The sequence below is a fragment of the Pseudogulbenkiania sp. MAI-1 genome, from assembly GCF_000527175.1.
Taxonomy (GTDB): domain Bacteria; phylum Pseudomonadota; class Gammaproteobacteria; order Burkholderiales; family Chromobacteriaceae; genus Pseudogulbenkiania.
Window position 1 is genome coordinate 1,958,548 of record NZ_AZUR01000001.1, and the last position, 23,998, is coordinate 1,982,545.

Annotated in this window: 23 protein-coding genes; 16 read left to right on the forward strand and 7 right to left on the reverse strand. The window is 64.7% G+C overall.

Annotated features, from left to right (window positions below):
• Positions 1–5: 5 nt before the first annotated feature.
• From doeB to PSEMAI1_RS0109180, 5 genes are all read right to left on the reverse strand, one after another.
• Entirely contained in the window at positions 6–1,001 is a 996-nt protein-coding gene (doeB, locus tag PSEMAI1_RS0109160; RefSeq protein WP_024302583.1) for a N(2)-acetyl-L-2,4-diaminobutanoate deacetylase DoeB, read from the reverse strand.
• A 3-nt stretch (positions 1,002–1,004) separates the two neighbouring features.
• Positions 1,005–2,192 (reverse strand): ectoine hydrolase DoeA, encoded by a 1,188-nt coding sequence (gene doeA / locus PSEMAI1_RS0109165; RefSeq protein WP_024302584.1) that lies wholly within the window; start codon positions 2,190–2,192, stop codon positions 1,005–1,007.
• 19 nt (positions 2,193–2,211) lie between these two features.
• Entirely contained in the window at positions 2,212–3,201 is a 990-nt protein-coding gene (locus tag PSEMAI1_RS0109170; protein ID WP_024302585.1) for a cyclodeaminase, read from the reverse strand.
• Between the two features lie 19 nt (positions 3,202–3,220).
• A complete protein-coding gene (gene eutB / locus PSEMAI1_RS0109175) occupies positions 3,221–4,195 on the reverse strand; it encodes a hydroxyectoine utilization dehydratase EutB (protein WP_024302586.1) in 975 nt (324 codons plus the stop codon).
• 256 nt (positions 4,196–4,451) lie between these two features.
• Positions 4,452–5,843 carry a PLP-dependent aminotransferase family protein gene (locus tag PSEMAI1_RS0109180; protein WP_024302587.1) on the reverse strand — a complete coding sequence of 464 codons (1,392 nt, stop codon included), beginning with the start codon at positions 5,841–5,843 and terminating at the stop codon, positions 4,452–4,454.
• 414 nt (positions 5,844–6,257) lie between these two features.
• On the opposite strand from PSEMAI1_RS0109180, the gene ehuB reads away from it, so the two are divergent.
• The 4 genes from ehuB to ehuA all read left to right on the forward strand — a co-directional run bounded on the left by ehuB (position 6,258) and on the right by ehuA (position 9,349).
• Complete coding sequence (gene ehuB, locus PSEMAI1_RS0109185) at positions 6,258–7,121, forward strand: ectoine/hydroxyectoine ABC transporter substrate-binding protein EhuB (RefSeq protein WP_024302588.1); 864 nt, start codon at positions 6,258–6,260, stop codon at positions 7,119–7,121.
• A gap of 76 nt (positions 7,122–7,197) precedes the next feature.
• Entirely contained in the window at positions 7,198–7,857 is a 660-nt protein-coding gene (gene ehuC / locus PSEMAI1_RS0109190) for an ectoine/hydroxyectoine ABC transporter permease subunit EhuC (protein ID WP_024302589.1), read from the forward strand.
• Positions 7,854–8,513, forward strand: coding sequence for an ectoine/hydroxyectoine ABC transporter permease subunit EhuD (gene ehuD, locus PSEMAI1_RS0109195; protein WP_024302590.1), 660 nt, complete (start codon positions 7,854–7,856; stop codon positions 8,511–8,513). The genes ehuC and ehuD overlap by 4 nt, the downstream gene beginning before the upstream one ends.
• Positions 8,514–8,572: 59 nt before the next feature.
• Positions 8,573–9,349 (forward strand): ectoine/hydroxyectoine ABC transporter ATP-binding protein EhuA, encoded by a 777-nt coding sequence (gene ehuA / locus PSEMAI1_RS0109200; protein ID WP_024302591.1) that lies wholly within the window; start codon positions 8,573–8,575, stop codon positions 9,347–9,349.
• Between the two features lie 72 nt (positions 9,350–9,421).
• Here ehuA and PSEMAI1_RS0109205 read toward each other — a convergent pair whose 3' ends face one another.
• Positions 9,422–9,895 carry an Lrp/AsnC family transcriptional regulator gene (locus tag PSEMAI1_RS0109205; RefSeq protein WP_024302592.1) on the reverse strand — a complete coding sequence of 158 codons (474 nt, stop codon included), beginning with the start codon at positions 9,893–9,895 and terminating at the stop codon, positions 9,422–9,424.
• Positions 9,896–10,033: 138 nt separating this feature from the next.
• Here PSEMAI1_RS0109205 and PSEMAI1_RS0109210 point away from each other — a divergent pair, with 138 nt between their 5' ends.
• The 7 genes from PSEMAI1_RS0109210 to urtE all read left to right on the forward strand — a co-directional run bounded on the left by PSEMAI1_RS0109210 (position 10,034) and on the right by urtE (position 18,919).
• On the forward strand, positions 10,034–11,506 hold the full coding sequence (locus PSEMAI1_RS0109210) for an NAD-dependent succinate-semialdehyde dehydrogenase (RefSeq protein WP_024302593.1): 1,473 nt from the start codon (positions 10,034–10,036) through the stop codon (positions 11,504–11,506).
• Positions 11,507–11,531: 25 nt separating this feature from the next.
• A complete protein-coding gene (locus PSEMAI1_RS0109215) occupies positions 11,532–12,935 on the forward strand; it encodes an aspartate aminotransferase family protein (RefSeq protein WP_024302594.1) in 1,404 nt (467 codons plus the stop codon).
• A 208-nt stretch (positions 12,936–13,143) separates the two neighbouring features.
• On the forward strand, positions 13,144–14,418 hold the full coding sequence (gene urtA, locus PSEMAI1_RS0109220) for an urea ABC transporter substrate-binding protein (protein ID WP_024302595.1): 1,275 nt from the start codon (positions 13,144–13,146) through the stop codon (positions 14,416–14,418).
• A 145-nt stretch (positions 14,419–14,563) separates the two neighbouring features.
• A complete protein-coding gene (gene urtB, locus PSEMAI1_RS0109225; RefSeq protein ID WP_024302596.1) occupies positions 14,564–16,150 on the forward strand; it encodes an urea ABC transporter permease subunit UrtB in 1,587 nt (528 codons plus the stop codon).
• Between the two features lie 118 nt (positions 16,151–16,268).
• Positions 16,269–17,369 carry an urea ABC transporter permease subunit UrtC gene (gene urtC / locus PSEMAI1_RS0109230; protein ID WP_024302597.1) on the forward strand — a complete coding sequence of 367 codons (1,101 nt, stop codon included), beginning with the start codon at positions 16,269–16,271 and terminating at the stop codon, positions 17,367–17,369.
• Positions 17,369–18,214 carry an urea ABC transporter ATP-binding protein UrtD gene (urtD, locus tag PSEMAI1_RS0109235; RefSeq protein WP_051460205.1) on the forward strand — a complete coding sequence of 282 codons (846 nt, stop codon included), beginning with the start codon at positions 17,369–17,371 and terminating at the stop codon, positions 18,212–18,214. Before urtC ends, urtD begins: the two co-directional genes overlap by 1 nt.
• 3 nt (positions 18,215–18,217) lie before the next feature.
• The gene (urtE, locus tag PSEMAI1_RS0109240) at positions 18,218–18,919 is read left to right on the forward strand and encodes an urea ABC transporter ATP-binding subunit UrtE (protein WP_024302599.1); all 702 of its coding nucleotides are present in this window, start codon (positions 18,218–18,220) and stop codon (positions 18,917–18,919) included.
• Between the two features lie 18 nt (positions 18,920–18,937).
• On the opposite strand, the gene PSEMAI1_RS0109245 is transcribed toward urtE, so the two are convergent.
• A complete protein-coding gene (locus PSEMAI1_RS0109245; protein ID WP_024301107.1) occupies positions 18,938–19,978 on the reverse strand; it encodes an IS630 family transposase in 1,041 nt (346 codons plus the stop codon).
• A gap of 297 nt (positions 19,979–20,275) precedes the next feature.
• On the opposite strand from PSEMAI1_RS0109245, the gene PSEMAI1_RS0109255 reads away from it, so the two are divergent.
• The 5 genes from PSEMAI1_RS0109255 to ureC are packed head-to-tail and all read left to right on the forward strand — an operon-like array spanning position 20,276 to position 23,994.
• Positions 20,276–21,136: an urease accessory protein UreD gene (locus PSEMAI1_RS0109255; protein ID WP_051460206.1), complete on the forward strand. Its 861-nt coding sequence runs from the start codon at positions 20,276–20,278 to the stop codon at positions 21,134–21,136.
• An 18-nt stretch (positions 21,137–21,154) separates the two neighbouring features.
• Positions 21,155–21,457 carry an urease subunit gamma gene (ureA, locus tag PSEMAI1_RS0109260; RefSeq protein ID WP_024302601.1) on the forward strand — a complete coding sequence of 101 codons (303 nt, stop codon included), beginning with the start codon at positions 21,155–21,157 and terminating at the stop codon, positions 21,455–21,457.
• 7 nt (positions 21,458–21,464) lie between these two features.
• Positions 21,465–21,995, forward strand: coding sequence for a GNAT family N-acetyltransferase (locus PSEMAI1_RS0109265; protein WP_024302602.1), 531 nt, complete (start codon positions 21,465–21,467; stop codon positions 21,993–21,995).
• On the forward strand, positions 21,992–22,297 hold the full coding sequence (locus PSEMAI1_RS0109270) for an urease subunit beta (RefSeq protein WP_024302603.1): 306 nt from the start codon (positions 21,992–21,994) through the stop codon (positions 22,295–22,297). Before PSEMAI1_RS0109265 ends, PSEMAI1_RS0109270 begins: the two co-directional genes overlap by 4 nt.
• The gene (gene ureC, locus PSEMAI1_RS0109275) at positions 22,294–23,994 is read left to right on the forward strand and encodes an urease subunit alpha (protein WP_024302604.1); all 1,701 of its coding nucleotides are present in this window, start codon (positions 22,294–22,296) and stop codon (positions 23,992–23,994) included. Before PSEMAI1_RS0109270 ends, ureC begins: the two co-directional genes overlap by 4 nt.
• The last annotated feature ends 4 nt before the right edge of the window (positions 23,995–23,998 follow it).

Consider the following 23,998-nt stretch of genomic DNA (forward strand, 5'->3'; position numbering starts at 1 on the left):
GCGTTTCAGTCTTTCACCACCACCGCGACCACGGCGAGGGTGTCGCCGCGCTGTACCAGCCCGGGGAAGTGGCGCGATGCCAGGATGCCGGCACGTTTGGCACGATACTCGACCGGCACCACTCCGGTGCGGGTGGTGTCGTAGATGCGCGCGATCACCTCGCCGGCCGCCACTTCCCTGCCCAGATCGACGCACATCTCCAACAGGCCGTCGTGCAGGCTGGTGACGAAGCAATCGTCGTCCGGCATGTCGAGCATGATGCTCGGCTGCGGAGCGACTTCCCCCTTGAGGATGTCGGCGTGGACCAGGAAGTTGCGCACGCCGCGCTCGGCGATGGCCACGCTGGCGGCGCTGGACGAGCCGCCGCCGCCGAGCTCGGTGGTCACGAAGACCTTGCCGGCTTCTTCCACCGCGGTATCGAGCATGCCGACGCTGTCGATCTCCAGCATCTTCATGCTGTAGGGGGCGCCGAAGGCGCGCATCGCCGCCTCGCAGCGTTCCTGCTGCCCTTTGTCGGGCAGGATGTGCACGGCGGCGAACGGCACGAAATCGAGCGTCTTGCCGCCGGCGTGGATGTCGAGCACGTAGTCGGCGAGCGGCACCAGGTGGCGCTCGACGTAATCGGCGATCTTCTCGGTCACCGTGCCGTCCGGCTTGCCGGGAAAGGTGCGGTTCAGGTTACCCTTGTCGATCGGCGAGGTGCGGCTCGCGGCACGGAAGGCCGGGTAGTTGAGGAAAGGCACGATGATCACGCGCCCGCGCACTTCCTCGGCGCGCAGGGTATGGGCGAGCTTGGCCAGCGCCACCGGCCCTTCGTATTCGTCGCCGTGGTTGGCGCCGGTCAGGAGCGCGGTGGGGCCGTGGCCGTTCTTGACCACGGTGACCGGTATCATGATGGCGCCCCAGGCCGAGTCGTCGCGCGAGTAGGGCAGGCGCAGGAAACCGTGCTGCACCCCGTCGCGCTCGAAATCGATGGTAGGCTTGATCGGAGAAGGTTTCATCGTTTAATCCTTCACGAACAGTTGGCGCGGCGTGTTGCAGAAGGTCTCGACGCCGGTGTCGGTGATCAGGATGCTCTCGGTGATCTCGAGCCCCCAGTCGTCCAGCCACAGCCCCGGCATGAAGTGGAAGGTCATGCCCGGCTGCAATACGGTCTTGTCGCCCGGACGCAGGCTCATGGTGCGCTCGCCCCAGTCAGGCGGGTAGGAAACGCCGATCGGGTAGCCGCAGCGGCTGTCCTTGTGGATGCCGTATTTCTTCAGCACTGCGAAGAAGGCGTTGGCGATGTCCTCGCAGGTGTTGCCCGGCTTGGCCGCTTCCAGTCCGGCGGCGATGCCTTCCACCACGGCCTTCTCGCCCTCGAGGAAATGCTGGGGCGGGGTGCCCAGGAACACCGTGCGCGACTGCGGGCAGTGGTAGCGCTTGTAGCAGCCGGCGATTTCGAAGAAGGTGCCCGCGCCCTTCTGGAACGGGGTGTCGTCCCAGGTCAGGTGCGGCGCGGCAGCGTCGGCGCCGGTGGGCAGCAAGGGCACGATGGCCGGGTAGTCGCCGCCGTGGCCTTCCACGCCGAGGATGCCGGTGGCGTAGATCTCGGCCACCAGTTCGTTCTTCTTCATGCCGGGTTCGATCTTTTCCACGATCTGGGCATGCATGCGCTCGACGATGCGCGCGGCAGTGCGCATGTAGGCGATTTCCTGCGGCGACTTGATGGCGCGCTGCCAGTTCACCAACGCGGTGGCATCGACGAAGCGGGCATCCGGCAGGTGCTTCTGCAGCGAGGCGAAGGCGGCGGCGCTGAAATAGTAGTTGTCCATCTCCACGCCGATGCGCTTGCCTTGCCAGCCGCGCGCGGCGATGACTTCCTGCGAGAGGTAGTCCATCGGGTGGCGCAGCGGCGTCTGCACGTAGTGGTCGGGGTAGCCGACGATGTCGTCGTTGTCCATGAACACGGTGCGCTTGGCGCCGTTGGCGTCCTGGCCGCGCCCGAACCATACCGGGTCGCCCTCGTGGGCGAGCAGCACGCACTGATGCACGTAGAATGACCAGCCGTCGTAGCCGGTGAGCCAGGCCATGTTGGACGGGTCGGTGACGATCAAGAGTTCGATGCCGCGCTCGGCCATGGCCTGGCGGGTCTTGGCGATGCGCTCGGCGTACTCTTGGCGCGAGAAGGGGAGTCGGGTATCGGCTGGCATGATGATCCTCTGCGGGTAATCAGGATTGGAACGGAAAACCGCGGCCTGCTTGGCGAGCGCGGGCGAAGGCGAGAGTGGCGATGGCGGTGTCCTGGGCGCCGGTGCCGGTCAGGTCGCACAGCGTGATCTGGTCGCGCCCGGTGCGTCCCGGCTGCTGCCCGGCGATGATCTGCCCGAGCTCGGGGAAGACGGCGTCGGCGGCGACGCGGCCGGCGGCGATGGCGTGATGCAGTTCACCCAGCACCCGGACCTGGCTCAGGCGGTCGCACACGTAGCTCGCCGCCGAGAACACCTCCGGCGCGATCTCGTTCTTGTGCTCGGCGTCCGAGCCCATGGCGGTGATATGCAGGCCGGGGCGCAGGTGGCGTGCCTCGATCAGCGGGGTGCGGCTCGGCGTGGTGGTGATGGCGATGTCGGCATCGGCCAGCGCGGCACTGACGGTTTCGCACGGGGTGATCGGCAGCTCGAGCTCGCGTCCGGCTTCTTCGGCAAACTGCATGGCCTTGGCCGGGTCGCGTGCCCACACGGTGACCGACTCGATGGCGCGTACCTGTTTCAGGGCCTTGAGCTGCAGGCGAGCCTGCAGTCCGGCGCCGATCACGGCGACGTGGCGGGCATCGGGACGGGACAGCCAGCGCGCCGCCACGGCGCCTGCGGCGGCGGTGCGCACGTCGGTCAGGTAGCCGTTGTCCAGCAGCAGCGCTTCGAGCAGGCCGGTGCGGGCGGACAACAGCATCATCATGCCGTTGAGGCTCGGCAGGCCCAGCTTGGGGTTGTCGAAAAAGCCGGGGCTGACCTTGATCGCGAAGCTGTCGAGACCAGGCAGGAAGGCGGTCTTGACGTCGACCTCGCCGTTATTTTGTTCGATGTCGAGGCGCAGGATCGGCGGCATGGCCACCTTCTCGGTCGCGAGCAGACGGAAGGCGTGCTCCACGGCGTTGATGGCCTCCAGATCGAGCGGCACCGCGGCGCGCAGATCGGCTTCGTTGAGCAGGGTGACGGTTGGCATGGTGTGGTCTCCTTGTGTCTTATTGGGGGCGGGCGTCGCCGACGATGCGGTGATGCGCCGCCAGATCGATGTTGCGGCCGCTGAGCACCACCACGGTCGGGCCTTGTGGCCGGACCAGGCTCTTCAGCAGGGCGGCGATGCCCACCGCCGCCGCGCCTTCCACTACCTGGCCCTCGCGCCAGTAGGCGTGGCCGATGGCGTCGGCGATGTCCTCTTCCGAGACCAGTAGCGTGCTGTCGGCCAGCTCACTGGCCATGGCGAAGGTGTAGCGGTTGTCGAGGCCGATGCCGCCGCCCAACGAATCGGCCAGGGTCGGCAGTTCTTCCACCTGTACCGGGTGGCCGGCGGCGAGGCTCGCGTGCATGGCGCAGCCCCGTTCCATGGTCACACCGATCATGGCGATGTCGGGGTTGGCGGACTTGATGCCGCGGGCGATGCCGGCGAACAGACCGCCGCCCGACAGCGGTACGAGAACGGTGTCGACCTCGGGCAGGTCTTCGAGAATTTCCAGCGCGATGGTGCCCTGGCCGGCGATGACCGCCGCGTCGTCGAACGGTGGAATCATGGCCAGTCCTTCTTCCCGGCACAGGCGTTCGGCTTCGAGCTGGGCGTCGTCCTGGCTTCGGCCGACGATGCGGATCTCGGCGCCGAGGGCGCGGATGGCCTCCACCTTGTTGGCGGGCACCAGCTCCGACATGCAAATCACCGCGCGCACGCCCTCGGCCGCGGCGGCATGGGCCAGCGCCCGGCCGTGGTTGCCGGTGGAGGCCGCCACCACGCCGCGCGCCTTGTCGGCGGCGGAGAGCCGGGCGATGGCGTTGGTGGCACCGCGCAGCTTGAAGCTGCCGGTCAGCTGCTGCGACTCGAGCTTGAGATACACCGGCTGGCCGCAGTGCGCGCTCAAGGTGGGAGAGGGAACCAGCGGCGTGCGCAGTACCTTGCCTTGCAGGGTACGGCGGGCCTGAAAAATGTCGTCCAGCAGAACGGCGCTCATGGTGATCTTGCTCGCTTGTCAGGGGTGATAATCCATGCGAGCCAGTGTAATGCGCTGATTTGCCGCGCTTAATGTCCTAGTGCATTGGCGTCGACGGGGTGGGATATTCCGGCCCGAGAGGCGGCTTTTTGCCCTGTGGCGGGGCAGGAGGCCAAGGGACGATTCGGGCGGGAAGGCTGGCGGGATGAGGCGCGGGCCGCCGCAGCGGCCCGGGAGAAATGCCACGCCGGGCAAGGCGCCGGCGCTTGGGACGGGGTCAGAAATCGTGCACGGTCGGGTACTGCTCGAATACCTCACGGACGATCTTCAACGCGTCGAGCACCCCTGCATCATCGATTTCGGCACCGACGCACAGACGCACCGCATTGGGCCGCTTCGCCCCGCGCACCAGGAAGGGGTCGGGCGCGGTAACCATCACCAGCCGTCGGCGTAGTTCCTTGAGCAGGCTGTCGAGTGGCCAGTGATCGGGAATGCCGAGCCAGGCGCTCAGGGCCGTTGGGTGATGGCCGAGCAGGTAGTCACCCAGCACATCGCGCACCATGGTCTGGCGCACCGCCAGCCTCGAGCGCTGGATGGCGGCAAGGTGCTCGGCGGTGCCATCGTGAATCCAGCGCGTGGCGATCTCGGCCAGCAGGGGGGCGGCCATCCAGGTGGTGACGCGCAGAATGCTTTCGGCGCGCAGCGCCAGGCGGCGCGGCATGGCGAGATAGCCGATGCGCAGGCCGGTGAGCACCGACTTGGTAAAACTGGTGCAATAAAAACCCAGATCAGGGATCAGGCTGGCGATTGGCGGTAGCCGTTTTTCCAGCAGGGGGCCGTGCACGTCGTCCTCGATCACGTAGACCCCGTACTGTGCGGCGATCTTGGCGATCGCACGGCGGCGAGATTCCGGCATCAGCGCCACCGTCGGATTGTTCAGGTTGGGCGTGCACACCAGGGCTTTGACCCGCTCATTGGCGCACATGTCCTCGAAGTGGTCAGGATGGATGCCGAATTCATCGATTTCCAATCCTTTGAGGGTGAATCCTAGTACATTGGATGAGCCTATCACGCCGTGGTCGGTCAGGCTTTCGGTCAGCACGATATCGTCCGGCCCGGCCAGCGAGGCCAGGGCCAGGAAAATGCCGTGCGCGGCGCCGTTGGTGATCAGCAGCGTATCGAGTTCCGGCATCATGCCAAGCCGAGCCAGCCACAACGCCGCCGCCTCGCGGTGGCTTTCCAGGCCGGCGATGGGACGGAAATTGCGTATCCATGGCGCGTCCTCCTGTTCCGCCAGCGAAGTGCATACCTGCCGCCACGCCCGGTCATGCTCCGGGGTATGGATGATGCGCGAGATGGAAAAGTCCACCAGCGATCGTTCCGGGCGATCGAGCATGTAGCTCGCCATGCGCTCGGTCATGCGCCGCGACACGAAGCTGCCTCGCCCCACCTCGCAGCGGATCAGCCCTTGCCGCTCCAGTTCCTTGTAGGCATTGGTCACGGTCTGGACGCTGATGCCCAGCTCCGACGCCACGTCGCGCTGAGGCGGCAGACGCGTGCCATCCTTCAACACATCGCTCTCGATATCGGTGGCGATGGCCTGTACCAGCACCTTATATTTCGATTCGGAGCCTTGGACCGCGTCCAAGGCATGGCGCCATTGTTTCATTTGCCGTACCTGCTTTCCTCTACTGAATAAGGGAGGCTGCCAATGCCTCATCTGTCGTGCCGGGCGTCCGCATCGCGAGTGGGCCTGCCTCAGGACAATGCTTGACAATGAAATTAATCGCAACCCACTGTTTTATAATAATGAATGTATGGATTTCCAGCGGGTGGCGATGCTTTCGGGGCAGCGTTCCGATCTCGGAAACATCGTTTCCGCTTGTACGAAGCTTACCCGGCCGAGCACATTGCAAATTATTGTCCTAGTTCAATCCAAACCATGAAAAGCGGCTTTTATGCTGTGTTCGACGCAGTGGTCCGGCACGAATGCAAAGGACGCCCACCAGACAAGAGCATCTTGCCGATCAACCGGACACTGCGGCCCTGCTCAGATTCAGCAGCCCTACAAAGGAGAAACTAGATGAAGCTTGTATCGACCCAACAGCGCCTGCCCGTATCCCTCCTGACCGCGAGCGTGGCGGTCATGGCCGCGATGGCCTCCTTACCGGCCAAGGCGGAAAACACCCTGGAGCGCATCCAGCGTACCGGCGTGGTTCGCATCGGCTATGCCAACGAAGCACCATTCGCCTTCACCACGCCGGACGGCAAGGTCACCGGGGAGTCGCCCGAGGTAGTCAAATCCATCTTCGCCAAGATGGGGGTCAAGAAGATCGAGCCCGTGCTGACGGAGTGGGGTGCGTTGATCCCGGGCTTGCGCGCCGGCCGCTTCGACGTCATCGCCGCCGGCATGTACATCACCCCGGAGCGCTGCAAGCAAGTGGTGTTCACCGACCCGCACTATCAGTTGGGGGATACCCTGCTGGTGAGCAAGGGCAATCCCAAGAAGCTGGGCAGCTACGCCGACGTGGCCAAGGACCCCTCGCTCAAGCTTGCCATCATGTCCGGCACCGTCGAACTGAAGTACGCCCGCGAAGCCGGTCTCAAGGATGAGCAGATTCTGCAGGTTCCCGACACCACCGCCCAGTTGCAGGCGGTGCGTACCAAGCGTGCCGATGCCGCGATCGGCACGCAGCTCACCATGAAGGGGCTGGCTGCCAAGGGCGGCGCCGACGTGGAAGCCATCGCCCGTTTCAGCGACGATCCGAAACACATGGGCTACGGCGCCCTGGCGTTCCGCCCGGACGATCAGGCTTTGCGTGATGCCGTGAACAAGCATCTGCAAGGCTGGCTCGGCAGCAAGGATCATCTGAAGACGGTCGCTCCGTTCGGTTTCGACAACTCCAACGTGACCAAGAAAACGGCCGCCGAACTCTGCAAGGGCTAAGACGGCGCAGGGTGCTGCCCTAGCCGCCCAGGCGGTTTCGGCGGCGCCTTGGCTTACCGAATCTCAGGAGAAACCCATGGGCGAATTACTTCCCCTGTTGCTTCAGGGCGCGTACGTGACGGTCCAGATCACGCTGTTGGCCTCGCTGCTGGCGGTGGCGCTGGCCCTAGCCGCCGCACTGGGGAAAATGTCGACGTGGCGCCCGCTCAAGTGGCTTGCCGGCACCTATGTCGAGATTTTCCGCGGCACTTCGCTGCTGGTGCAATTGTTCTGGCTGTTTTTCGTGCTACCGCTGCCGCCGTTCAACCTGGAGCTCAGTCCCTACACCGTGGCGGTGATCGGGCTCGGGCTGCACATCGGGGCCTATGGCGCGGAAGTAATGCGCGGCGCGATCAAGTCAGTGCCGAAGGGCCAGTACGAGGCCGCCACGGCACTCAATATGTCGCCGATGCTGCGTTTTCGCCGCATCATCCTGCCGCAGGCACTGATCAGTGCGATTCCGCCGGGGACCAACCTGTTGATCGAGTTGCTGAAAGGCACATCGCTGGTATCGCTGATCACCCTGTCGGACCTGACTTTCCGGGCCCGCCAGCTTGACCAGGCGACCTTCCGCACCCTGGCTATCTTCTCGCTCACGCTGCTGATGTACTTCGTGCTGGCTCAGGCTATTGCGTTGTCGATGCGTATGCTGGAGCGCCATTTCCATCGCGGACTGCTGCGCGGGAGTCTGAAATGAAAACCTTCTTCGACTGGCAGTTTGCCTGGAACATCCTGCCCACTCTGCTGCAGGCGGCGCTCTACACCATCGGCATCACTCTGGTCGGTTTCGCCGTCGCCGTGGTGCTGGGGCTGGTGCTGGCCATGCTGCGACGCAGCCACCTGCGCTGGATCTCCTGGCCGACGGGGCTGTTCATCGAATTCGTGCGCAGCACGCCGCTGCTGATCCAGGTGTATTTCCTGTTCTACGTGCTGCCGTCCTACGGCATCACGTTGACCGCACTCACCGCCGGCACCATCGGCATCGCGGTGCACTACGCCTGCTATACCGCCGAGGTGTATCGTGCCGGCCTCAATTCGGTGCCGCGCGGGCAGTGGGAAGCCGTGACAGCGCTGAACCTGAGCCGCTGGGACGCTTATCGCGACATCATTCTGCCGCAGGCGATCCGCCCGATCCTGCCGTCGCTCGGCAACTACCTTGTGGCGATGTTCAAGGACACGCCGGTGCTGTCGGCGATCACGGTGGTGGAAATCATGCAGAAGGCCAAGGATCTGGGCTCGGAATACTTCCAGTACCTGGAGCCGATCACCATGGTCGGGGTGTTTTTCCTGGTGCTCAGCCTGGCTGCGGCCGCGCTGGTAAAGAAAATCGAAGCCAGGCTCGCCCTGCGCTAACGTGACATAAACGGCCGGGGCGGCAACGCCGTGTCCCGATGCCGTGGAGGAGAATTGACATGACGACTCCCATGGTGAGCTTCAAAGGGGTGACCAAGCGCTACGGTTCGCTGACCGTGCTCGATCACCTGGACCTGGATATCGCCCCCAACGAGAAGGTGGCCATTATCGGGCCCAGCGGCTCGGGCAAATCCACCCTGCTGCGGGTGTTGATGACGCTGGAGCCTATCGATTCGGGCCAGATCATCGTCGATGGCGAATCGCTGACCCACGTCGAGCGCAACGGCGTGCTGGTGCCGGCCAGCGAGCGCCACATCCGCCAGGTGCGCAGCAAGATCGGCATGGTGTTCCAGAACTTCAACCTGTTCCCGCACATGACCGCCTTGCAGAACGTGATCGAGGCGCCGATCCGCGTGCTCGGCCTGAACAAGAAGGAGGCGGTGGAACGCGCTGCGGAACTGCTGGAGATGGTGGGACTGGGGAGCAAGAAGGATCACTATCCGTCGCAACTGTCCGGCGGTCAGCAGCAGCGCGTGGCCATGGCACGCGCCCTGGCGATGCGACCCAAGGTGATGCTGTTCGACGAGGTAACCTCGGCGCTCGACCCGGAACTGTGCGGGGAGGTGCTCAACGTCATCCGCCGGCTCGGCGACGAGCACAGCCTGACCATGCTGATGGTGACGCACCAGATGGGTTTTGCCCGCGAATTCGCCGACCGGGTGTGTTTCTTCTACCAGGGGCGCATCGCCGAGCAGGGCACGCCGGAGGTGATGTTCAGCAAGCCGCGTAACGAACGCACCCAGGCTTTCCTCAGTGCGGTGATGGAGGCGGCCTGAACCCTCGTCATCAAATGATAGCTATCCCTGAACGGGCGGAGAGTGTTCCGCCCGTTTTCTTTGCTTGCCGGATCAGCTTTCCGTCGGCTCGATCGGGATCACGAAGCCGGCCTTGACCCGGTCCATCACCACCAGGGTCTTGAAGCTCTTGATGTCACGATTTTCATAGAAGAAACGGCGGGTGAACTGCTCGTAGTCTTCCATGTTCTTGGCGGTGATCACCAGCACGAAGTCCGCATCGCCGGTGACGTAGAAGCCGTTCATTACTTCCGGCGTGGTGCGGATGGCCTGCTTGAAGCGATCGATGATGTCGGCCCGCTCGCGCTCCAGCGAAACCAGCACCAGCATGAACACGTGCCGTCCCACCGCCTTAGGCGAGACGATGGAGACATCGCCCTCGATCACGCCGGCGCTGCGCAGGGTTTTCAGGCGGCGCTGGCAGGCAGTGGGCGATAGCCCGACCTGGGAGCCGATTTCCTCCGAAGTCAGGCGGTTATTGCGTTGTACGGCATTGAGAATGCCCACGTCGATGCGGTCGAGTTCCATGGTGCAGTTTTCCTGCGTTAATTGATTATAAAAAGCAGAAATACGGCGTAACAAGATATTTTTACGCCGATTCACAATACACACTCACACATAAACTGTGCCCATCAACCTGTCAACCAGACGTTGGAGGCACCTGCCATGAAACTCATTGCCAAAGCCGCGCTGGCCAAGCTGCAGCGCCCTGATTTGTGTGAAACCCGGGCCTATATCGACGGCCGCTGGGTCGACGGCGAAGCGCGTTTGCCGGTGCTTGACCCGGCTACGGGTGAAACGATCGCCCGGGTCGCGCACTGCGACGCGAACTGGATCGACACTGCCGTCGACGCGGCTGCGCGAGCCTTTGCCGATTGGCGCGAACGGCTGCCGGCCGAGCGTGGCGCCATCCTGCGCCGCTGGGCCGCGCTCACCCGCGAGCATGCCCATGACCTCACCGTGATCATGACCGCCGAGCAGGGCAAGCCGCTCAAGGAAGCGCTGGGCGAGATCGCCTACGGCGCCGCCTTTCTCGACTGGTTTGCGGCCGAAGGCGAGCGCTGCTACGGCGAGAGCATCCCGAGCCACCTGGCGGGCAGCCAGCTCGTCACCCGCATGCAGCCCATCGGTGTGTCCGCCGCCGTCACGCCGTGGAACTTCCCCAGCGCCATGATCACGCGCAAGGCCGGTGCCGCGCTGGCCGCAGGCTGCACCATGGTGATCAAGCCGGCGCCGGAAACGCCGCTGTCGGCCCTGGCCCTGGCCAAACTGGCTGAGGAGGCAGGCGTGCCGGCCGGTGTGTTCCAGGTGGTGACGGGCGATGCGCCCAAGCTGTCGGAGCGTCTGCTCCAGCGTAGCGAGGTGCGCGCCTTCAGCTTCACCGGCTCCACCGAAGTAGGCCGCCTGCTGCTCAAGCAATCTGCCGAAACCGTGAAAAAGGTTTCGCTGGAACTGGGTGGTCATGCGCCGTTCATCGTGTTCGACGACGCCTCGTTCGAGGAGGCGGTGGCCGGTTGCATCGGCGCCAAGTTCGCCACCTCCGGGCAGGATTGCCTGGCCGCCAACCGCATCTACGTACAGCGCGCCCTCTACGAGCCCTTCGTCGCCGCCTTCGCCGAGGCCACTGCCAGGCTCAAGGTCGGTCACGGGCTGGAGGAGGGCATCGACATCGGCCCGATGACGCGCGCCTCGGTCGCCGCCAAGAGCCGCGATCACATCGGCAACGCCGTTTCTTGCGGCGCCCGTATCGTAACAGGCGGCATGGATTGCGCACTGGGCGGCAATTTCGTCACTCCGACCGTGCTGGCTGACGTGACTGACGACATGGACATCGCCCACGAAGAGACCTTCGGTCCGGTGGCGGCGATCCTGCCGTTCGACAGCGAAGACGAAGTACTCCAGCGTGCCAACGCCTCAGAGTACGGGCTCGCGGCCTACGTCTATACCAACGACCTGCGCCGCGCCATGCGCCTCTCGGATCGCCTCGAGTACGGCATGGTCGCGCTCAACACCCCGAAATTCACCGGCGCGCCGATTCCCTTCGGCGGCTGGAAGCAATCCGGCCTCGGCCGGGAGGGCGCCAAGCACGGCATCGCCGAGTATATGGAGCTCAAATACGTCTGCTTCGGCAACCTGTAACGACCCGATATCCCAGGAGAACATCATGGACAAGCATACCCACGACCAGATCGCCGCCCTCGACCGCGCCTCGGTGCTGCACCCGTTCACCCAGCTCAAGGACTTCGCCAGCGGCAACGCCGGCGACCCGACCATCGTCGAAACCGGCAAGGGCATCCGCATCACCGACTCTACCGGGCGCGAGTACATCGACGGCTTCGCCGGCCTGTACTGCATGAATGTGGGCTATGGCCGCACCGAAGTGGCCGAGGCGATCGCCCGCCAGGCCTACAAGCTGGCCTACTACCATAGCTACGCCGCGCATACCACCGAGGAACTGGCGCGCCTGTCCGACCGCCTGGTGAAAATGGCCCCAGGCAAGATGAGCAAGGTGTTCTACGGCCTGTCCGGTTCCGATGCCAACGAAACCCAGGCCAAGCTCGTGTGGTACTACAACAACCTGCGCGGCCTGCCGAAGAAGAAAAAGATCATCGCGCGCGATCGCGGCTACCACGGCTGCTCGGTGGTATCGGGCTCGATGACCGGCATGAGCTTCTACCACGACCACATGGACCTGCCGGTGTCCGGCATCCTGCGCACCGGCGCACCGCACCACTACTGGGGCGCCGAACCGGGCGAGACCGAAGAGCAGTTCTCGGCGCGCCGTGCCCGCGAGCTGGAAGAAATGATCCTGCGCGAGAACCCGGACACCATCGGCGCCTTCATCGCCGAGCCGGTGCTGGGTACGGGCGGCATCACCCCGCCGCCCAAGGGTTACTGGGAAGCAATCCAGCCGGTACTGAAGAAATACGACATCCTGCTCATCGCCGACGAGGTGATCACCGGCTTCGGCCGCACCGGCGCCATGTTCGGCTGCGAGAAGTACGGCATCGAGCCCGACCTGATCACCGTGGCCAAGGGCCTGACCTCGGCCTACGCGCCGCTGTCGGCCGCCATCGTCGGCGAAAAGGTGTACAAGGTGCTGGAAGATGGCGCTGATCGCGTCGGCTCGTTCTCGCACGGCTACACCTACTCGGGCCATCCCATCGGCGTGGCGGCGGCCAACGCGGTGCTCGACATCGTCGAGCGCGACGACATCCCCGGCCATGCCGGCCGTGTCGGTGCCTACTTCCAGAAGAGCCTGCAGGAAACCTTCTCCGGGCTGCCTATCGTGGGCGAGGTACGCGGCGTGGGCCTGATGGCGGCACTGGAGTTCGTCGCCGACCCGGCCACCAAGAAGCGCTTCGACCCGGCGCTTAAGGTCGGCGCCCGCGTCTCCAAGGCCGCGCGCGACCGCAACCTGATCGCCCGCGCCATGCCGCACGGCGACATCCTCGGCTTCGCGCCGCCGCTGGTGACCACCGAGAAGGAAGTCGACGAGATCGTCGGCATCGCACACAAGGCAGTCCTGAGCGTGATCGACCAGCTCAATGCAGAAGGCGCGATCTGAGCTGTTTCCTCCTGCGACCATCGACCCTAGCGATTGTCCACACTTGCCAGCCCCTCCGGGCTGGCTTTTTTTCATCCCGCTCAACTGGGGCCGGCCTGCGCCCATCGGGGCGAAGCTACGTAAGATGACGTATTCCGGCTAAATACCCGGCAACCTAAGCTGATCCCGCAACGCAACAAAACCACTATCAGCTACCAGGGAGCCCGTCATGCCTACTCGCCGTCATGTTCTGAAATCCGCTGTCCTGACCGTTTCGCTCGCCGCCGCCGGCCTCGCCTCGCTGCCGGCCTTCGCCGCCGACACCATCAAGGTCGGGGTGCTGCATTCGCTGTCCGGCACCATGGCCATTTCCGAGACCTCGCTCAAGGACATGGCGCTGTTCGCCATCGACGAAATCAACGCCAAGGGCGGGGTGCTGGGCAAGAAGCTCGAACCGGTGGTGGTCGATCCGGCCTCCAACTGGCCGTTGTTCGCCGAAAAGGCGCGCCAACTGCTGACCAAGGACAAGGTGGCCGTGACCTTCGGCTGCTGGACCTCGGTGTCACGCAAATCGGTGCTGCCGGTGTACGAGGAACTCAACGGGCTGCTGTTCTACCCGGTGCAGTACGAGGGTGAGGAACTGTCGCCCAACGTGTTCTACACCGGCGCCGCGCCCAACCAGCAGGCGATCCCGGCGGTGGAATACCTGATGAGCAAGGAAGGCGGCGGCGCCAAGCGCTTCTTCCTGCTCGGCACCGACTACGTCTACCCGCGCACCACCAACAAGATCCTGCGCGCCTTCCTCAAATCCAAGGGCGTGAAAGAGGCTGACATCCAGGAGGTGTACACACCGTTCGGTCATAGCGACTACCAGACCATCGTCGGCAACATCAAGAAATTCTCCGCCGGCGGCAAGACCGCGGTGATCTCCACCATCAACGGCGACTCCAACGTGCCGTTCTACAAGGAACTGGGCAACCAGGGCCTGAAGGCCACCGACGTGCCGGTGGTGGCGTTCTCGGTGGGTGAGGAGGAGCTCAAGGGCATCGACACCAAGCCGCTGCTGGGCCACCTCGCCGCCTGGAACTACTTCATGAGCGTGAAGAATCCGGTCAACAGCAAGTGGATCGCCGACTACCAGGCCTGGGCCAAGAAGAAGGGCTTGGCGGGGGCCGACAAGATCGTCACCAACGACCCGATGGAAGCCACCTACGTCGGCATCAACATGTGGGCCGAGGCGGTCAAGAAGGCCGGCACCACCGATGTCGCCGCCGTCAGCAAGGCCATGGCCGGCATGAACTTCAAGGCGCCGTCCGGCTTCACCTTGCAGATGGACGCCAAGAACCACCACCTGCACAAGCCGGTGATGATCGGCGAAGTGCAGCCCAACGGCCAGTTCTCGGTGGTGTGGAAGACCAAGGCGCCGATCAAGGCCCAGCCGTGGAGCCCGTTCATCCCCGGCAACAGCGCCAAGACCGACTCCCCGGTCAAGACCAAGTCCTGAGCCCGGTTCTGATCGATTTTCGTACAGCCGTAGGGCGGAAGCCTGAAAGGTGTTCCGCCGCCTCTGGATCGAGTATCACCTGATCGGCGGATCGCCCGGCCTTGCCGGGCATCCGCCCTACTGCTGCGTGCGCAAGGAAACCGTCATGACACACCCGACTACCCGTCTGCTGGCGGCATTCGCCCTGGCCGCCAGCGCCTCGTGCTGGGCGCTGACGCCGGCCAGCGAACTCGCCCAGGCCGACCCGGCCGGGCGCGCCGAGCTGATCGAAAGCTGGGCCGCCACGCCGAACCCCGAGCGCAACGCCGCCATCTCTGCGCTGGAAGAAGGCCGCCTGCTTGCCGACGCCGAGGGCACGCATTTCTATGTGCAGAACGGCGACACGCTGAAGGATGCCGAAAGTGGTCGTGCTGTGAGCCCGGTGCCCGAAGGCGTGGATGCCATCCCGGTCAACAACCGGCTGCGCGTGGCGCTCGAGACCTACCACGCCGCCACCAGGCTGGCCGAAGGCAACACCGAGCAACGCCTGGCTGCGATCAAGGCGATCCAGGAAGCCGCCAACCCGGCGCTGCTGCCCTTGCTCGAAGCGCGCCGCCAACAGGAAGGCGATGCCGGCGTGCAGGCGGCGCTCGACACCGCGCGCGCCACCTTGCAACTGGCGAGCCCGGACGCCGCCACCCGGCTCGCCGCCGCCAACACCCTGGCCGACAGCCGCGATCCGGCGCTGGTGACGCTGCTCACACCGCTCACCGAACCCGCCGGCGAGGCCGATGCCGCAGTGCGTGCCGCCGCCCGCGAGGCCATCGCCTCGATCCAGTCCAGCCAGTTCACCTACAACTTGCTCGGCCACGCCTTCAGCGGCCTGAGTCTGGGCTCGGTGCTGCTGCTCGCGGCCTTGGGGCTCGCCATCACCTACGGCCTGCTCGGCGTCATCAACATGGCGCATGGCGAGATGCTGATGCTGGGCGCCTACGCCACCTACGTGGTGCAGAACCTGTTCAAGACGTACTGGCCGGAAGCCTTCGACGGCTACCTGCTGGCGGCGCTGCCGGTAGCCTTCGGCGTGACCTTCGTGGTCGGCATGGCACTTGAGCGGCTGGTGATCCGCCACCTTTACGGCCGCCCGCTGGAGACGCTGCTCGCCACCTGGGGCATCAGCCTGGTGCTGATCCAGGCGGTGCGCGTGTTGTTCGGCGCGCAGAACGTCGAAGTGGCCAACCCGAGCTGGCTCTCGGGCGGCTGGCAGCTCACGCCGGCGCTGACGCTGCCCTACAACCGCATCGCCATCATCGCCTTCGTCGGCGGTGTGCTGCTGTTGACCTGGCTGCTGCTCAACAAAACCCGGCTCGGGCTGTTCGTGCGTGCCGTGACGCAGAACCGCCGCATGGCCGACAGCGTCGGCGTTCCGACCGGCCGCGTCGACATGCTGGCCTTCGGCCTGGGTTCCGGCATCGCCGGTCTCGGCGGAGTAGCACTGAGCCAGATCGGCAACGTCGGCCCGGACTTGGGCCAGAGCTACATCGTCGACAGTTTCATGGTGGTGGTGCTGGGTGGGGTGGGGCAGCTGGCCGGCACGGTGCTGGGCGCCATGGGGCTCGGCATCGTCAACAAGATTCTGGAGCCGTCGCTGGGCGCGGTGCTGGGCAAGATCCTGATCCTCGCCTTCATCATCCTGTTCATCCAGAAGCGTCCGCAGGGCTTGTTCGCCCTAAAGGGCCGGGTGATCGACTGAGCCACTCACAAACCCTCGCCTGCGTTGTTGCTCTGCCTTGCCGTACTGTTTGTACTGTCTGCGGCAGCGCGCCTAGCAGGCAAGGATGTGTGAGCGGCTCTTGATAAGGAAGCACGACATGCATCAACCGATTTCATTACGACTGGGCGCCGCACTCGGGCCGTCGCTAGGCAAGCTGGTCGGCGGCGCGCTGCTGGTAGTCTTGCTGGCCCTGCCGGCACTGCACCTGTGGGCGGCGGAAGGCAGCGCGCTGCACGTCTCGGCCTACACGTTGACCCTCGTCGGCAAGATCCTCTGCTACGCCATCGTCGCGTTGGCACTCGACCTGGTCTGGGGCTACACCGGCCTGCTGAGCCTGGGGCACGGACTGTTCTTCGCCCTGGGCGGCTACGGCATGGGCATGTATTTGATGCGCGCCATCGGCCGCGACGGCAACTACCAGAGCGACCTGCCGGACTTCATGGTGTTTCTCGACTGGAAGGCGCTGCCGTGGTTCTGGCAGGGCAGCGAGCACTTCCTGTGGGCTCTGCTGCTGGTGGTGGCCGTGCCGGGCCTCTTGGCGCTGGCGTTCGGCTGGCTCGCCTTCCGCTCGCGCATCAAGGGCGTGTACTTCTCGATCATGACCCAGGCGCTGACCTTCGCCGCCATGCTGCTGTTCTTCCGCAACGAAACCGGCTTCGGCGGCAACAACGGCTTCACCGACTTCAAGCGCATCCTGGGCTACGGCATCGCCGAGCCGGGAACACGCGCCGTGCTGTTCACGCTGACGGTGCTGCTGCTCACCGGTGCGCTGGCGGGCAGCTTCTGGCTGGTGAAAAGCCGCTTCGGACGGCTGCTCACGGCGATTCGCGACGCCGAATCGCGCCTGATGTTCTGCGGCTACAACCCGCTCTACTACAAGCTCGCCATCTGGGTGATCTCGGCCGTGCTGTGCGGACTGGCCGGGGCGCTCTACGTGCCGCAGGTCGGCATCATCAACCCAGGCGAGATGTCGCCGGCCAACTCCATCGAAATCGCCATCTGGGTGGCGGTGGGAGGGCGCGGCACGCTGATCGGGCCGGTGCTGGGCGCGGCGCTGATCAACGGCGCCAAGAGCTGGTTCACCGTGGCCTTTCCCGAATACTGGCTGTTTTTCCTGGGCTTCCTGTTCATCGCCGTAACGCTGTTCCTGCCGCGTGGGGTGATGGGGCTCATGCAACGCAATAAGGAGAGCCGCTGATGGCCACACCTGTTCCGACAGCAACCGACGCATCGCCGGCGCGCCCCAACTGGGCGGGCGAAGCCAGCGGCCTGGCGCGCCCGGTGGGCGCAGGAGTCGATACCACGCACGGCCAGATCCTGTATCTCGACGACATCACCGTGAGCTTCGACGGTTTTCGGGCGCTCAACAAGCTGACGCTGTCGATCGGCGTGGGCGAACTGCGCTGCATCATCGGTCCCAACGGTGCCGGCAAGACCACCATGATGGACGTCATCACCGGCAAAACCCGGCCCGACTCCGGCACGGCGTTCTTCGGCCAGACCATCGACCTGACCCGCCACAGCGAGCCGGAAATCGCCCAGCTCGGCATCGGCCGCAAGTTCCAGAAGCCGACCGTGTTCGAAGCGATGAGCGTGGCCGAGAACCTCGAGCTCGCGCTCTCTGGCGACAAATCGGTCTGGGCCAGTCTGAAGGCTCGCCTCACCGGGGCGCAGCGCGATCGTATCGACGAACTCCTGGCGCTGATCCGCCTCGGCAACGAACGCCAGCGTCCGGCCGGACTGTTGTCGCACGGCCAGAAACAGTGGCTGGAGATCGGCATGCTGCTGGCGCAGGATCCCCGGCTGTTGCTGCTCGACGAACCGGTGGCCGGTATGACCGATGCCGAAACCGAGAAGACTGCCGAACTGCTGCTGACCCTGAAGGGCAAGCACTCGCTGATGGTGGTGGAGCACGACATGGCCTTCGTCGGCAGCATCGCCGAACACGTGACGGTGCTGGCCGAAGGCAGCGTGCTGGCGGAAGGCTCGCTCGCCGAAGTCCAGGCCGACGAGCGGGTAATCGAAGTCTATCTGGGGCGCTGAACCATGCTGAAAGTCGACAAACTCAACCAGTTCTACGGCGGCAGCCACATCCTGCGCGAAGTCAGCTTTGATGCCCCCATTGGCGAAGTCACCTGCGTGCTGGGCCGCAACGGCGTCGGCAAATCGACCCTGCTCAAATGCCTGATGGGCCAGATTCCGGCCAAGAGCGGGCAGATCAGCTGGCAGGGCGAAGATATCACGCGGCGGGCGCCGCACCAGCGCGTGCAGCGTGGCATCGCCTACGTGCCGCAGGGACGCGAAATCTTCGCCCGTCTGACCGTGGAAGAAAACCTGAAGATGGGGCTGGCGCGCTTCGCCGGCCGCGCCGGGCGCGAGATACCGGACAGCGTGTACGAAATGTTCCCGGTGCTGCGCGAGATGAGGCATCGCCGTGGCGGCGACCTGTCTGGCGGTCAGCAACAGCAACTGGCCATCGGCCGCGCTCTGGTCAGTCAGCCCTCGCTGTTGATCCTCGACGAACCGACCGAGGGCATCCAGCCGTCTATCATCAAACAGATTGGAGAAGTCATCAAAAGGCTGGCAGCACGGGGCGACATGGCGATCCTGCTGGTGGAGCAGTACTACGACTTCGCCGAGGCCCTGGCGGACCGTTACGTCGTGATGGCGCGGGGTGAGGTAGTCAAGGCGGGACGCGGTGCGGATATGCCGGCCGACGGTGTGCGCGAACTGCTGGCGATCTATTAACCCGGCCCTTAAATACACTTATATTGCCGCGTAAGTTGCATGTGGGTGCCGAAAGTATGACCGGATGCGTTCCGGCAATTGGGCGATGCGATTCATGATCCGCATCGCCTTTTCCATGAGATCCAAGTCGTTACGACTGGCTGGTTCCAGGCGCAGCGATGTCTTGAAGTCATGATTCAGGTATTCGTCCGGATTGGACTCCGGTGCATAAGGCGGCAGGTAGAACAGCTCGATCTTGTCCTTCCTCGGTTCGACCCAAGCACGGACAAGCTTGGCGTGATGGACCCGCAAGTTATCGACAATCAGGAACACCTTGCCGGGGGCGCCGTCGATCAGTCGCGCGAGAAACTCGATAAAGCGTTCCGCATTGATCGTACCTTCGACGATCTGGAACGCAATCTCACCCCGGTTGGTGATGGCCGAGATCATCGACAGCTTGGGCCAGCGCGCCGACGCCTCCAACACCGGCGTGCGTCCGGCTGGGGCAAAGCCGCGCACCCAGTTCGTGTCTTCCTTGACCGCCGTCTCATCGGCCCAGTAGATCAGCGCCCCTTCCACCTTGGCGCGCGCAGCGATGGCGGGATACTGCTCGCGCAGCCAAGCCTGGACCAACTCGCTTCGTTGTTCAATCGCTTTCTTTACTGGCCTCTGTGCGGTATAGCCCCAGCGCTGCAGATATTTGCCGACGAGGCGATCGGATAATTGCAGGCCGAACTGAATTTCCACCAAAGCCTGGATCGCACGCCGGGTCCACAGTGCAAAGGGCAGGCTCAGTTGCTCGGGAACGGCGCCGACGATGCGCTGGCGCACCCAGACCTCCTGTGCCATCGTCAATTTGCGGCAGGCGCCATGGGGGCGCCCACGCGGTTTCTCGACCAGCGCCCCGGCCCCTTCTGCACGCGCCACTCTCAACCATTTCTGTACGGTACGTACATGCACCCCGGCGATCTTCGCCAGTTCAACACCGTTCATACCCGATTGCGTGCGCAAACGCAGCACCATCTTGCGCAACGTTTCGCGTCCCTCGGAACCCAGCTTGCGTGCATCGATCTTGTCCATGCAAACATGATACCATGACAGCCAATTTAAGGGCCGGGTTAATAGTACGACTGCTAGCTGATGGACTCGGTCAGCGGTTCAAGCAGGCACACCCGGTTGCGGCCCTCGTGCTTGGCGGTATAGAGCACTATGTCATCTGGCAGTGCAGACATGTCCCGAGCCGCCGCCGCAGGCGGCGCACGCTGCACGGCTAGTTCGTGTAACCAGACCAAGAAATTTTTCAGTGCATCGGCATGAAAATTGCGTCTGTGGTCTTACTGGTCTTACCAGTTTGAACGCTGCTTGATTGAAATGAATATGGAACGAGCCCCTGCTGCCTTGTCATCGCTATTGCCCGCCAGCCTGTCGGCCGGCTGGCATGCGGCACTGGAATTGGGTTATGCCGTGGATCACGGCTGCACGATTCCGGTGCATCGCCGTCATGTCGGCCCGTTAAGAGTGCAAAAGCACTTCATCGATGCCTCAGGCGTTTGCCAGCACATCATCGTGCATCCGCCCGGCGGCATCGCCGGCGGCGATAAGCTGCACATCGACGTCACGCTGGAAGAGGGGGCCGACGTGCTGATCACCAGCCCCGGCGCGGCCAAGTGGTACGACGGCTTCGGTCGACCCGCCAACCAGTCGGTCACGCTCACCTTGGCCAACGGTGCCCGGCTGGAATGGCTGCCACTGGAAACCATCCTCTACGCCGGTGCGGACGTGCGGCTGGAAAGCCGCATCCGGCTCGCGGGCGATGCCTGCCTGCTGTACGGCGACGTGGTCTGCCTCGGCCGCCCTGCCTGCGGCGAGCGCTTCGACCGCGGTCAATGGCGTCAGCTCGCCGAGATCGAGCGCGATGGCCGGCTGATCTGGTGCGAGCACGCCGTGCTGCCCGGCGCCAGCCCCTTGCTCGCCTCGCCGGTGGGGCTCGCCGGTCACAGCGTGGTCGCCACCCTGGTCTGGGCCGGCCCGGCCTTGCCCGACGAACTGCACCAAGCCGCGCTGGAGGTCGCCACCACGGGCCGCGCCGCCGCCACACAACTGCCCGAAGTCTGGCTGGCACGCTTCATCGGCGACTCGGCCGAGGCGGCCCACCACTGGCTACGCCAGCTGCGCGCCTTGCTCCACCCCTTCACCCACGGCCGCCAGGCGCAATCCCCGCGCATCTGGGCGACCTGAACCGAAACGGAAAACAACATGGAACTGACCCCCCGCGAGAAGGACAAGCTGCTGATCTTCACCGCCGGCCTGCTGGCCGAGCGGCGCCGCGCGCGCGGCCTCAAGCTCAACTACCCGGAGGCGGTGGCCTTCATCAGCGCCGCCATCATGGAAGGCGCGCGCGACGGCAAGACCGTGGCCGAGCTGATGCACTACGGTACCACCTTGCTCCGCCGCGACGAGGTGATGGAAGGCGTGCCGGAGATGATCGGCGAAATCCAGGTCGAGGCGACCTTTCCCGACGGCACCAAGCTCGTTACCGTCCATCAACCCATCGTGTGAGGTCGCCATGGACATCTTGCTACTCGACTCCGCCGGCTTCGACAAGCACCGGGACGGGCTGGTGACGCTACTGGGCGATGCCGTGCAGCACGGCGCTTCAGTCGGCTTTCTCTGGCCTCTGGACGAAGCGACGGCCGGAGCTTATGTCGATGGCTTGCGAGCATCGATCGACGAGGGCGCGCGACTCCTCTGGGTGGCCCTGCGGGACGGGCACCTGGTCGGCTCCGTCCAGCTCGAACTGTGCCTGCGGGAAAACGGCCGCAATCGGGCCGAAGTGCAAAAACTGCTGGTGCTGAACGATGCCCGGCGCGGCGGCATCGCCCGCCAGCTGATGAGCACGCTGGAGACACGGGCGCGGGAACTGGAACGGGGGCTGTTGTACCTCGACACCGAGGCGGGTTCGCCGGCCGAGGATTTCTACCGCGCACTGGGCTATCACTACGCCGGCGGCTTGCCCGATTACGCCTGTGGGCCCGCCGGCCACTACCGCCCCAACGCGATCTACTACAAGACTTTATTCAACAGGGGAGCCGCATGATTCCCGGACAACTCCTCGCCGCCCCCGGCGAGATCGAGCTCAACGTCGGCCGCCGCACGCTCACGCTGACCGTGGCCAACACCGGCGACCGCCCGATCCAGGTCGGCTCGCACTACCACTTCGCCGAAACCAACGACGCGCTCGCCTTCGACCGAGAAGCTGCACGCGGCTTTCGCCTCAACATCCCGGCCGGCACCGCGGTGCGCTTCGAGCCGGGCCAGACGCGCACCGTCGAGCTGGTGGGGCTGGCCGGCGAGCGCGAGGTGTACGGCTTCCAGGGCAAGGTGATGGGGAGACTATGAAAATTACACGACAAGCCTACGCCGAAATGTTCGGCCCCACCGTCGGCGACAAGGTGCGCCTGGCCGACACCGAGCTGTTCGTCGAAGTCGAACGCGACTACACCGTCTACGGCGAAGAAGTGAAGTTCGGTGGCGGCAAGGTGATCCGCGACGGCATGGGGCAGGGCCAGAAGCTCGCCGCCGAGGTGGCCGACACCGTCATCACCAACGCCCTGATCCTCGACCACTGGGGTATCGTCAAGGCCGACCTCGCGCTGAAGAACGGCCGCATTGCCGCCATCGGCAAGGCCGGCAACCCGGATATCCAGCCCGGCGTCGACATCGTCATCGGTGCCGCTACCGAGATCATCGCCGGTGAAGGCATGATCGTCACCGCCGGCGGCATCGACACCCACATCCACTTCATCTGCCCCCAGCAGATCGAAGAAGCGCTGATGTCCGGCGTCACCACCATGATCGGCGGCGGCACCGGCCCGGCCACCGGCACCAACGCTACCACCTGCACGCCGGGGCCGTGGCACATGGCGCAGATGCTCAAGGCCGCCGAGGCCTTCCCGATGAACCTGGGCTTCACCGGCAAGGGCAACGCCAGCCTGCCGGAACCGCTGCGCGAACAGGTGCGTGCCGGCGCCATCGGCCTCAAGCTGCACGAAGACTGGGGCACCACCCCGGCGGCGATCGACAACTGCCTGAGTGTCGCTGACGAAATGGACGTGCAGGTGGCGATCCACACCGACACGCTCAACGAATCCGGCTTCGTCGAAGCCACGCTGGCGGCATTCAAGGGCCGTACCATCCACACCTATCACACCGAGGGCGCCGGCGGCGGTCACGCGCCGGACATCATCAAGGCCTGCGGCGAACTCAACGTACTGCCGAGTTCGACCAACCCGACGCGGCCGTACACCGTCAACACCATCGACGAGCACCTCGACATGCTGATGGTGTGCCATCACCTTGACCCCGCCATCGCCGAGGACGTGGCCTTCGCCGAGAGCCGCATCCGCCGCGAGACCATCGCCGCCGAAGACATCCTGCACGACCTGGGCGCCTTCGCCATGATGTCGTCGGATTCTCAGGCCATGGGCCGCGTCGGCGAAACCATCCTGCGCTGCTGGCAGACCGCCGACAAGATGAAGCGCCAGCGCGGCCCGCTGGACGGCGATGCTTCGGGTAACGACAACGCCCGCATCAAGCGCTACCTCGCCAAGTACACCATCAACCCGGCCATCACCCACGGCATCGCCCACGAAGTCGGCAGCATCGAAGTCGGCAAACTGGCCGATCTGGTGCTGTGGAAGCCGATGTTCTTCGGTGTGAAACCGAGCCTGATCCTCAAGGGCGGCATCATCGCCGCCGCCGCGATGGGTGACGCCAACGCCAGCATCCCGACGCCGCAGCCGGTGCACTCCCGGCCGATGTTCGGCAGCTACGGCGGAGCCATTGCCGCAGGCAGCGTCACCTTCGTTTCTCAGGCGGCACTGGAGGCCGGCGTGGGCGAGGAACTGGGGCTCCAGAAGCGGCTGGTGGCGGTCAAGGGCTGTCGCAACGTCAAGAAGACCGACCTGATCCACAACAACTACCTGCCCAAGATCGAGGTCGACCCGCAGAACTACCAAGTCAAGGCCGACGGCCAGTTGCTGTGGTGCGAGCCGGCCGACGTGCTGCCGATGGCGCAGCGCTACTTCCTGTTCTGATAGA